Annotated in this window: 8 protein-coding genes; all 8 read left to right on the top strand. The window is 37.6% G+C overall.

The features are described 5' to 3' along the window. Positions 1–3 precede the first annotated feature (3 nt). The 8 genes from NG806_RS16905 (at position 4) to NG806_RS16870 (ending at position 12,206) form a co-directional block, all read left to right on the top strand. The gene (locus tag NG806_RS16905; protein ID WP_261510803.1) at positions 4–663 is read left to right on the top strand and encodes a hypothetical protein; all 660 of its coding nucleotides are present in this window, start codon (positions 4–6) and stop codon (positions 661–663) included. Positions 664–682: 19 nt separating this feature from the next. After that, positions 683–1,045: a hypothetical protein gene (locus NG806_RS16900; protein ID WP_261510801.1), complete on the top strand. Its 363-nt coding sequence runs from the start codon at positions 683–685 to the stop codon at positions 1,043–1,045. Between the two features lie 67 nt (positions 1,046–1,112). Further along, positions 1,113–3,800 carry a TonB-dependent receptor domain-containing protein gene (locus NG806_RS16895; RefSeq protein WP_261510800.1) on the top strand — a complete coding sequence of 896 codons (2,688 nt, stop codon included), beginning with the start codon at positions 1,113–1,115 and terminating at the stop codon, positions 3,798–3,800. Between the two features lie 141 nt (positions 3,801–3,941). After that, a complete protein-coding gene (locus tag NG806_RS16890; RefSeq protein ID WP_214830540.1) occupies positions 3,942–4,703 on the top strand; it encodes a GntR family transcriptional regulator in 762 nt (253 codons plus the stop codon). Positions 4,704–4,764: 61 nt separating this feature from the next. Then, positions 4,765–8,094 carry a glycoside hydrolase family 38 N-terminal domain-containing protein gene (locus NG806_RS16885; protein ID WP_261510797.1) on the top strand — a complete coding sequence of 1,110 codons (3,330 nt, stop codon included), beginning with the start codon at positions 4,765–4,767 and terminating at the stop codon, positions 8,092–8,094. A 16-nt stretch (positions 8,095–8,110) separates the two neighbouring features. After that, entirely contained in the window at positions 8,111–9,049 is a 939-nt protein-coding gene (locus tag NG806_RS16880; RefSeq protein ID WP_261510795.1) for an ROK family protein, read from the top strand. 32 nt (positions 9,050–9,081) lie between these two features. After that, positions 9,082–10,836, top strand: coding sequence for a class I mannose-6-phosphate isomerase (locus NG806_RS16875; protein WP_261510793.1), 1,755 nt, complete (start codon positions 9,082–9,084; stop codon positions 10,834–10,836). A gap of 5 nt (positions 10,837–10,841) precedes the next feature. Next, positions 10,842–12,206, top strand: coding sequence for a sugar porter family MFS transporter (locus NG806_RS16870; protein WP_261510791.1), 1,365 nt, complete (start codon positions 10,842–10,844; stop codon positions 12,204–12,206). Positions 12,207–12,218: the final 12 nt, after the last annotated feature.

The raw sequence follows: 12,218 nt of genomic DNA, 5'->3' as shown, positions 1-12,218 counted from the left end.
GATATGAAAAATACATTTTTAGGTCTTGCTGCTGTTTCAATACTTACAGTTTCTTGCAAAAAAGACGAAAGAGCAACCTATGTCAAAGAAGAAGCATCTGTTCAGCAACCGGCTGTTACTGTTAATAATACACCCAAAACTTCAATTTTAGATCAAGCAGGAATTAAAACCAATGCACAGTATACAGCTACGCCAGCTCCTACTGCAGTTACTGCTCCAGGCATGAATCCTCCTCACGGACAACCGGGGCATCGATGTGATATTCCTGTAGGACAGCCTCTAAACAGCAAACCTGCTCCAACACAGGCTCAAGCTACTCAAAATGTTGTCGTTAATAAGAATGGATCACAAACTATTCAAATAGACCCTAATTCCTTACAACCGGGGAAATTCACGGTTGATAAAACTGGGAAAGCGGTAAAAACTGCTCCTGGCATGAATCCTCCACATGGACAACCGGGACACCGATGTGATATTCCTGTGGGACAGCCTTTAAACAGTAAACCTGCTCCGGCTGTACAACCAGTACAAAATGTCGTACAAAATACACCGGCTTCAACACCACAGCAAAGTTTGGCGAGCGGTGATAAACCAAAATTAAATCCTGCTCATGGAGAGCCTTTCCATAATTGTTCTGTGAAAGTAGGTGATCCTTTACCATAATTTTTGTAATTTTGCCATTGTGAAGTTATTTCAGATCATAACCATCATTTTCTGCTTAGGGATCTTTTTGATTCCTAAAGATAACTTCGTTCTAAAGGCAGCTCAGGAAACATGTTGTAAAGCAGAGTCTAAAAAAGAAGACTGCTGTAAAAATCATCAGTCGAAATCAACTAAAGGTCACGAAAAATCAAAATCATCATGTAATGACGATTGCTGTTCGACCTGTGTAGCTTGTTTTTCATTCATAGAAACGCCTTTTTCTAAAGGTTTGCTTTTAGAAATATCTTATTACAAAGCGAATAAAAAACTACAATTTCAGTATTGTGATCCTCACCTTTCGGATCGTTTAAAAGAGATTTGGGAACCGCCCAAGCTAGCTTAATTAAATATATGGATGTTCATTAGACCACTAATGAGCTGTTTTTTAATTAATCTAAATTTTAAACAAAATGAAATTATTTATTTCCAAGTTGATTCTTGGTATATGTCTACTATCTATTCAATTTATATTTGCTCAAGATCTTAAAAGTCAGTTCCAGGTAAAAGGAAACTGCGAAATGTGTAAAGAAAGAATAGAAACCACAGCTAAAAAAGCGGGTGCAAAAGCAGCAAGGTATTCTATTGACACTCAAACATTAACTTTAGAAACTGAAGGCACTATTTCCACTAATGATATTCTTAAAAAAGTAGCCGAGGCCGGTCATGACAATGAGAAATTCAAAGCATCCATTGAAACTTATGAAGCCCTTCCCGGATGTTGTCATTATGCAAGAGATCTTCAGCCTTCAAGTACCACTGTATCAGCTCAGGCTTCTAAAGCAGACAATGAATTTTATGTAAAAGGAAATTGCGCTTCATGTAAGGCAAGAATTGAAAAAGCAGCAAAAGACGCTGGAGCGAGCTCTGCAGAATGGAGTGCTGAAAAACAATCTGTTATTTTAGATTTCGATACTACAAAAACCTCAGCAGATAAAATTTTAAAAAAGATTGCTGATGTGGGACATGATAATGAAAAGTATAAATCTTCGGACAGTGTTTATAATCACCTTCCAGACTGTTGTCTTTATGACAGAAATGTTGCGTTAGGAGAAAAAGGAGCAGGTGTACATGTTGATGAACTTGGAAAGCCTGAACATCATGAAGAAACTGATTCAACTTCTTCAACCAGTCAGGATCAAGGTAATCACGAAAAAAATATTGAAGAAGTAAAATTATCTGCCTCCAGAGCGCCTACTTCATTAAGTAAGAAAGATGCGGGTTTGGTTTTTAATATTGATAAAAAGGAATTATTAAAGGCTGCTTGTTGTAATTTATCAGAAAGCTTTGAGACCAATGCTACAGTGGATGTTTCTTTTAGCAATGCTGTTACAGGAACTAAACAGCTTAAAATGTTAGGACTTGATCAAAAATACACCAGTTTAACAAAAGAACTTTTACCTGAAATCAGAGGTCTGGCATCGGCTTATGGATTAAATTTCATTCCTGGGAGATGGATCGAGAGTATCCAGCTTACCAAAGGTGGAAGCACCGTTACTAACGGATATGAAAGTATTACCGGACAAATCAACACTGAACTTTTAAAAAATTCAGAAAAACCAGAAACCTCATTAAATCTTTTTTCAGACTTCAATGGAAGAGCTGAAGCTAATATTACGAGTGTTTCTCCTATCAATGAGAAATGGTCACAGACCTTTCTATTACACGGAAATGGAACTTTTGGAAATACAGATATGAATGATGATGGTTTTCTTGACCGTCCGAAAGGAACACAGATTAATACAGCATACCTTCTCAATTATAATGATCTTGAAAAGTCCGGATTTGGTTCTCATTTCGGAATTAATTTTGTTAAGGATAACAGAACTGCAGGGCAAACCGGTTTTGACAAAAAACTGGCTCAGGATAAGCAGAATGCTTATGGAGTAGGAATTGATATCTCTAGATTTCAGGTGTGGAATAAAACAGGTTATGTGTTTAAAGGAAAGCCTTACCAGAGCCTGGGTTGGATGAATCAATATGTTTACCACCAGCAGGATAGCTTTTTCGGGTTGAGAAATTATTCAGGGAAACAGAATACATTTTATTCAAATTTAATTTTTGAAAGTATCCTTGGGAATACTAATCATAAATATAAGGCTGGAGCAAGCTTTATGTATGATGGTTATGATGAAACCTACCTTACAACTCCTTACAAAAGAAATGAGATTGTACCGGGAGCTTTTGCCGAATATACATTAACAGGATTAAAATATACTTTGGTAGCTGGAGCAAGGGTCGATTTTCATAATCTAGCGGGGACACAATTTACTCCAAGATTAAATTTTAAATATGATTTCACTCCACAAACTATTTTAAGATTATCAGCTGGAAGAGGTTTCAGAACGGCTTCTGTTTTTGCAGAAAATCAACAATATTTCGCTTCTAACCGTACGATTCAGATCATACAGAATGGGGGTGATATTTATGGTCTAAAACCCGAAATAGCCTGGAATTATGGCGCAAGTTTACAACAGGAATTTAAAATTTTCGGAAGAAAATCTTCTATTGTTGCAGATTTCTTCAGAACAGATTTTCAGGATCAGGTGATGGTTGATCTTGACAGATCACCTCAGCAACTGGTGCTTTATAATCTTGAAGGAAAATCTTTTGCTAATAGTTTACAGGTACAGTGGGATTTCATTCCTTTAAAAAACTTCGAGGTAAAAGTAGCTTATAAGTATTATGATGTACAGGCAGATTATCTGGATGGAAGAAGAGAGGTTCCTTTTATGGCTAAAAACCGTGGGTTTGTAAACCTCGCTTATTCTACCAATAAAAATAATAATGGTGGATATTGGAGCTTTGATACAACATTAAACTGGGTTGGAAAACAAAGACTTCCTGATACATCAAGTAACCCATCCGAATTTCAATTGGCAGGATATTCTAATTCTTATGCCGTTTTAAACGCACAAGTCTCAAGAAGTTTCAACAAAAAAATAAGGGCTTATTTTGGTGGTGAGAATTTAACTTCTTACAATCAAAAGAATGCAATTGTAGATTTTAAAAATCCTTTTGGTAATTATTTTGATGGCGGAATGGTTTACGCGCCTATTATGAAAGCGAATTTTTATGTAGGTCTTGATGTGACTTTCTAGATCTTAATTATTTAAATCATATCAACAAAACAGCATCAATATTGGTGCTGTTTTTCAATTTAAATGAACCATATTTTGAATTAATTAAAAAAAAATCAATCTGGAATTAAAAAATTATTACCTTTACACTTTATCATATGTATGAACATACTAACTAAAGACTTTACTATTGATCACAACAGCAAATTACCACTACATGTACAGGTAGAAGAGCTTTTCCGCAAACTGATCAAAATGGAAGTGTATAAAAAAGGAGCTTTATTACCAAAGGAAGTGGATCTGGCTAATCTTTGGGGAGTTTCCCGGAATACGATCCGACAGGCAACCAATAAATTGGAGCATGAAGGACTTATTGTTCGTAAAAAAGGTGTCGGAACCCGAATATCTGAAAAGAAAAGTCTGGTAACAGGACTTGATCACTGGTATAGCTTTACGCGGGAAATGCTGGAAAAAGGCATCAATGTGATCAACCAGTCACTAAAGACGGAAATGATACAGCCCAATGAAGAAATATGTAATTTCTTTAATTGTACACCTGATAAAAAAATATTTAAGCTTTCTAAGTTGAAGGGAGAGAACTCAGGGGATCCAATTGTATATTTTGAAAGCTATTTTCATCCAAGAATTGGTATTGATAAAAAAGATGATTTTAATATCCCATTGTATAGTATGCTACAGGAACAATATGGAATTATCGTGCATCGATCCCGGGAAAACATAAGCGCTTGTCAGGCTGGTGCTGTAATAGGAAAGAAACTAAAAGTTTCTGCTACTTTTCCGTTGTTGAAACGCGAACGTTTTGTTTATGATATCAATGGGAAACCTGTAGAATATAATATAGGCTATTATCGTTCGGATAAATTCACTTATACTATCGATATCAATAAATCTGCTGAGAGCTAATTTATTTTTTTTAAATTCAATATGTTCAAACATTCTAACATATAATCATAAAATGAAGTCCATGTCCAACAAGTATTTTCTTTTGCTGATGTCTTTTCTTATGACAGGCAACTTTATTTATGCTCAGAAAAAGGTTCCTTTTTTTGGCAATGTTCAAGCAACGAATGGCTACGCCCGTGAAATAAGTGGTGAAAATATCGATTATTTTTCAGCATTTCCAGATCACGCTACCCGCGCACTACTTACCCGTACAACTGATGGCGCTAAAACCATTGAATGGGAAACAGCACCAGCACCAACGGAAAGCAAGGAGCCTTATGTATATTTTAACTGGCTGGTTTCTCACTCGTCAGGCAGTAGCGGAGGAATTCGTAATTTCGATTTATATATTAATGACCAAAAAGCGTTAACTCTAACTACCTATCCAGCGAATCAACGCCCAGATTGGATTGCCAAGGCAGCTGATAGTACAGCCTTTGTATTCCACCAAACAAAAATGGATGGATTGAAAGACTCTTATGGCATTGCCTACCTCCGTATACCAACCCATAAAATAACACCTGGTAAGCCACTTCGTCTAAAACTCGTAGGACAGGCTCAGGATAGCAGAGATTGGTTTATGACCTACAAATTTACTTTTCAGGAAAAAATAGATGCCAGTCCAACACCCTTTATTTTAAAAGATGGTAAGCGTCTTATCACCCTTACCACATTACATTTCGGTCCGGAGCAAAAAATAACGGCTAAAATCGATCATAAAGACTCCTTCTCTTTTGTTATGCCTGATGGTATCAAAACATTCGACATTCCTGTTTCACTCTCACCAAAAGGAGGTAATGTGCTACTAACCGTTAGCTCAGGAAAAAAGGAGCTTCTTCGGAAAACCATTGAAGCTGGAGTTGTTGTCCCGCGTACTTTATATTTTATTCATCACTCCCACACTGATGTCGGGTATTCCCATTTACAATCAGAAGTAGAAAGAATCCATACCAAAAATATCTATGATGCTCTCAAGATGATTGAGGAAACCCGAAACCTCCCTGAAGAGGCTCGTTTTAAATATAATGTTGAGGCTCTTTGGGACGTAGAAAACTTTATGCAAAAGGCAACTCGTGAGGAGAAGGAATCTTTTGTAAAAGCTGTAAAAGAAGGAAATATTGGTCTTTCCGCGATGTATGGTAATATTTTAACAGGGCTCAGTCAGCCGGAGGAATTATTCCATTATACAGAATATGCACAAAAACTGGAAAAAGAATATGGTTTTAAAATTAACAGCGCCATGATGTCGGACGTTCCAGGATTTGCTTGGTCTTTAGTTCCTGCTCTTACATCCGCAGGAGTAAAGTACTTTTCCAGCGGTCCTAACTACCTGGGAAAGACCAATCCTTATCTGGGTGATCGTGTGGGTAATTTTGTGAAAAGCTGGGGAGATAAACCTGTTTGGTGGCAGTCACCATCCGGTAAGGAAAAAATATTATTCTGGACTGCTGGAAGAGGTTATTCTTCCTGGCACGGTATACATCCTGGAGGAGTATTTGACAATGGTCAGAAAAAAATATCAGAATATCTTGATGATCTTACGAAAAACAATTATCCATACGACATGGTTCAATGGCGTTATAATATTGTATCAGATAATGGACCAATAGATCCTTCTATTTCAAAATTTGTAGATGAGTGGAATAAAAAATATACTTCACCTAAAATCGTACTGAGTACAAATGAAAAGATGTTTGAAGTATTTGAAAAAAAATATGGAGATCAGATTCCAGTTGTAAAAGGTGATATCAGCCCTCACTGGGAAGACGGAGCTATGTCTACAGCCAAGGAAGAAGGAATTAACAGAAACACCAGCCTGAAACTGCAACAGATCACAACACTCTACTCAATGTTAAATCCTCTTGAATATAATAATCAAAACTTTTATGAAGCATGGAGAAACGTAATCCTTTTTCATGAACATACATGGGGAGCATTTAATAGTATTACAGCCCCAGATCTTCCTTTCGTTAAAGATCAATGGCAGGTAAAAAAACAATTTTCTCTTGATGGCAGTACACAGACAAACAAACTTGAAACGGATCTATTACACCCATTGACAGATCCGGCATCTAAAACCATAGCTGTTTTCAACACATCATCTTGGATACGCAGTGGCACAGCGATCATTCCAGCAACTACACAAGGTAATACTGTTCAGGATGCTGCTGGTAACATGATGCCATTACAAAAACTGGAAAATGGAACTATGGCATTTATTGCGAAAAATATTCCACCACTAGGTTCTTCAACCTATACCATTATAAAATCTACATCTCCTAAAGCAAGTCCTTTTTCAATTACTTCCAATAGTATCTCTAATGGAAAGGTAACATTAATCTGGGATAATAAAACAGGAAGTATTACTCATTTTACAGATAATGGGACAACGAATTACGCTGGAAGCTTTAACAACCAGGGTTTAAATAGTTATTGGTATGTACCTGGATCTGACCCGAAAGAAGCATTATCTAATTCGAATGTGCAGGTAAAAGTATTGGAAAATGGTCCTGTAATGGCTAAGATCTCATTAACATCAGAAGCACCAGGAGCTAACAAACTCGAGAAAATTATTACGCTGTTTGTTGACAATGATGAAGTAGCATTAGAAAATATTATAGATAAAAAGTCTGTCCGTACTAAGGAATCGGTTCATTTTGGTTTTCCTTTCAATGCAGGATTCAAAAACATTACAGTAGATGCGGGTTATGGTATTATGAAATATCTTACTGATCAGCTTCCGGGTTCCAATATGGATTATTGGTACAGCCGCCGTTGGGTAGATGCTTCTTTTGGACAGCAGGGTATGCAATGGATGTTATTAGAAACACCATTAATTGAAGCTTCGGAAATGATAGATGAAAGAATGGTTATTGATAACAGCCATAAAAAGTGGAAAGATAAAGGCACACCTGGCACCACTAATTGGTTCAGTTATGCGATGAACAACTATTGGCATACCAATTACAAAGCAGATCAGGAGGGGCCGGTACACTATCGCTACGCACTTCGTCCACACGGTACTTTTAATGCTGTGGAAAATGAAAAGTATGCAGCCGCTTTCACACAGCCTCTCATCGCAATTCACGTTCGTGAAAAAGCACCTATCGAGGGAAGTCTTTTTCAGATGAACAACGATAAAATTGTAGTGACAAGTGTAACACCGCAGGAAGATCATAGTTTTCTTATAAGACTTTATAACCCTGACGAAAAAGAACAGAATACTGCGTTCAAATGGGGGAAATTAAAACCATCAAAACTGATCAACCCTAAAACAGGCAAAGTATTTTCAGCTAACGAAACATTTAGTTTATCAGGTATGGACGTTATTGAAATTAAAGCAATCCCATAACATAAAAGCAACCAGAATGTCAAAACCAGTCATTACCATAGACATGGGAGGTACCAGAATTAAAATAGGTATAGTATATAATAATTCTTTGCTGGCCTCTTCTTCCATCGATGCTAATTCCAATAATGGTCTTAGATCACGGCTACCCTATATACAGGAAACTGTAGAGAAGTTACTGTTACAGGAAAGACTTTCTTTGACAGGTATTGCCGGATTAGGCATTGCCTCTCCCGGTATTGTGGACAATCATCAGAAAAAAATACTTTCTATTGATAAAAAATTTGGCGATGCTCCAGAAATTAATTTAGAAGAATGGTGCCTACAGGCATTTGACCTACCATTTTTTATTGAAAATGATGCACGTGCTGCATTACTGGGAGAATGGAAATATGGGAAAGCACAGGATTACGATAATATTGTTCTCATGACTCTGGGAACAGGAATAGGAAGCGCAGCTATCATGGAAGGGCAATTGCTGAGAGGCAAGCATTTCACTGCGGGTATACTGGGGGGGCATTCGGTTATCAATTACAAAGGAGGGTTATGCAATTGTGGCAATAAAGGATGTGTAGAAACAGAAGCTTCTACCTGGAATCTTGCAACCATCATAAATTCTGATAAAAATTTCGCAGAAAGCAGACTTGCCTCCATTCCAGAAGTTGACTATGAATTGATTTTCGGCTTGGCAGAAGAGGGAGATAAAACAGCATTACAAATACGCGATCAAAGTCTTCAGGCATGGTCTGCATGTGCTATTAATCTGATCCATGCTTATGATCCGGAAGCACTTATACTTTCTGGTGGAATCATGGCGAGCGGTTCTCAAATCATCCCTTATATAAGAAAACAAGTTGAAGCTCACACGTGGACGCCTTGGGGAACTGTAAAAATTGAAACAGCAGAATTTCCTCAGACAGCTGCTTTATTAGGTATGGCACATTTGATATCCAATTAATAAAAACAATAGAATAAACGAAATAGTACGGAATGAAATCAAATTTTAATAAATTCCCTGTCGTTGAAATACAAGATCACCATTGTATGGCAGGATGGGAAAACATTGCAGAACAATTAAAAAGAGATATTCCTAAGGTAATCGCAGTGGAATGTTATCCGGGTGTATTTGTGGAAGAGATCATTACCTCATTACAGAAATTCTTAAATCCTCAACTGCTTGTCAATACGCAGCAAGCTATGAAATCAGAGCACGAAATAGCAGCAATGGTGCAACCCTATGTCACGGATGATCCGGTATTCGGTTATATCGCACCTCTGAAATTGGAAGATTATTTTGATCCTTCTACAATAGCTGAATTTCAAAACCAGATCGCTGATATTAATGGCTGTACTGTAGTGGTTGGTCCGGGTGCCACTTTGCTTGCAAAAAAACCTGATCTCACGATCTATGCTGATATGCCACGATGGGAAATACAGATGCGTTATCGTAAAAATACAGCCTGTAATCTTGGTAGATTCAATTATACCGACTCTTTTGCATATCAATATAAACATGCCTACTTTGTAGATTGGCGTGTCTGTGACCACTATAAGAAAAGAATACTGAATAATTGTAACTTCGTTTTGGACACTACATTACTCAATCAACCCAAAATGATAAGTGCTACTGCTCTATTTGACGCACTTCAGCAAACAGTAAAAGCTCCTTTCAGGGTCGTTCCTTTTTTTGATCCAGGCCCTTGGGGCGGTCAGTGGCTGAAAGAAGTTTGTGACCTGGACAGAAGCCTTCCCAATTATGCATGGGGATTCGATTGTGTTCCCGAAGAAAACAGCCTGTTGTTAGGTTTTGGTAATCAGGTGGTAGAAATACCTTCCATTAATTTAGTGTTTTTCCAATCGGAAGCTTTATTGGGAAAACAAGTATACGATGGATTCGGAGATGAATTCCCTATTCGTTTTGATTTTCTGGACACCATGGAGGGAGGCAATCTAAGTCTGCAGGTACATCCACTGAAAGAATATATTAAAGAAAAATTCGGGATGCCTTATACGCAGGATGAAAGCTATTATATGCTGGATACCAAAGAAGATGCTTTTGTATATCTGGGTCTAAAAGAAGGTGTTGATCCTGATTCTATGATGCAGCAGCTGGAAATAGCCCAAAATGATCAAATCCCTTTTGATGCAGAACAATATGTACAAAAATGGCCTGTCCGCAAACATGACCACGTATCTATACCTGCAGGTACTGTACATTGTTCAGGAGCAAATTCTGTGGTATTAGAAATTAGCGCAACACCCTATATTTTTACATTTAAGCTTTGGGATTGGGGACGAATGGGACTGGATGGCAAACCAAGACCTATATCACTGGAACATGGTAGAAATGTAATACAATGGGATCGCACCTCATCATGGACAAAAGAAAATATTCTAAATCTTACTGAGCCTGTTGCTGAGGGAGATGGTTGGCGTGAAGAACGTACCGGGCTGGATGCATCATCGTTTATTGAAACCCGAAGACATTGGTTTACTAAAAAAGTAGTTCACCACACCCAAGATGTTGTCAATGTCCTGAATCTCGTGGATGGGCGTGAGGTAATAGTAGAAAGTCCAGACCTAAGTTTTGAGCCATACATTATTCATTATGCCGAAACTTTTATTGTTCCGGCCCATGTTGGAGCTTATACTATTACCCCATATGGTGAAAGTATAGGTAAAGAATGTGTTACCATAAAAGCAAGTGTCCGTACAAATATGATCACCAATAAAGTTTTAAAATAAACCACATGCAATCAACTGTAAATTCTAATATGATCTATAAAGCAACTCTGGTGGCATCTGTAGGCGGCTTATTATTTGGTTATGATACTGCTGTTATCTCCGGAGCTATTGGCTTTATGCGAACTTATTATCACTTATCTGATATTATGACAGGCTGGGTTGCTTCCTGTGCTTTATTAGGCTGTATCATAGGAGCCATGTATTCCGGAGCACTTAGTGACCGTGTCGGTCGTAAAAAAGTACTCATGCTTTCAGCGTTATTGTTTACTATTTCTTCTATAGGGACATCACTTGCGCCGAGTCTTTGGCTCTTTGTAGTATTCCGAATTATAGGTGGTATGGGCATCGGTATCGCTTCTATGCTCTCTCCTATGTATATCTCAGAAATGGCACCTGCTGCAATAAGAGGACGGTTGATTTCAATATTTCAACTTGGGATTGTATCTGGTATTTTAGTTATTTATTTTGTAAATGCCTATATCGCCGGAATTCATAATGACTCCTGGAATATCTTAACCGGATGGCGATGGATGTTTGGTTCAGGAGTTATACCTTCTATTATTTTTATATTGTTATTGCTTACCGTGCCCGAAAGTCCTCGTTGGCTGGCCGGACAAGCAAGGAACGTTGAGGCATTGGCTATTCTAAGTCAGATCAACGGGCCAATAATAGCACAACGAGAATTAAATTCCATTACCGCATCGTTGAAAGATGAAAAGCCTTTTTCTTTTTCTATTCTAAAAGAACCTAAACTAAAACGGGCATTATTTATCGGTATACTACTCGCCATATTCTCACAGATTACCGGAATTAATGCCATCATGTATTATGCACCTGAAATTTTCAAATCAACAGGTGTAGGATCAGATTCTGCATTTATGCAAACTGTTTTGGTAGGTATCATTAATGTAATTTTCACCTTTGTAGCTATAAAGTATGTTGATACCTGGGGACGTAAAAAGCTGTTGCTATTTGGTATTTCAGGTATGGCTATTTGTTTGTTTATTATTGGGTGGGGGTTTTACATTCAACAACAAGGCTATTTGATACTCATTGCAATTCTGGGGTATATTGCTTGTTTTGCAATGTCAATGGGACCTCTTGCTTTTGTTGTTATTGCCGAAATATTTCCTACGAAGGCGCGTGCTACAGCAATGTCCGTTGCCACATTTTTTCTGTGGTTAGCTGTATTTTTAGTGTCCCAAACCTTTCCGGTACTTATAGGAACTATAGGTAATTCTTATACTTTCTGGTTATATATGGTCATTGCAATAATCGCTTTCCTGTTTATCTGGAAAAAAGTTCCTGAAACCAAAGGAAAAACCCTGGAGGAAATAGAGGACACATGGAATCAAGAGAAGGTCTTTTGAAAATAAATCTAT

It is taken from the genome of Chryseobacterium paludis (genome assembly GCF_025403485.1).
GTDB lineage: Bacteria > Bacteroidota > Bacteroidia > Flavobacteriales > Weeksellaceae > Chryseobacterium > Chryseobacterium paludis.
This window is presented reverse-complemented; position numbering and strand designations above follow the sequence as displayed.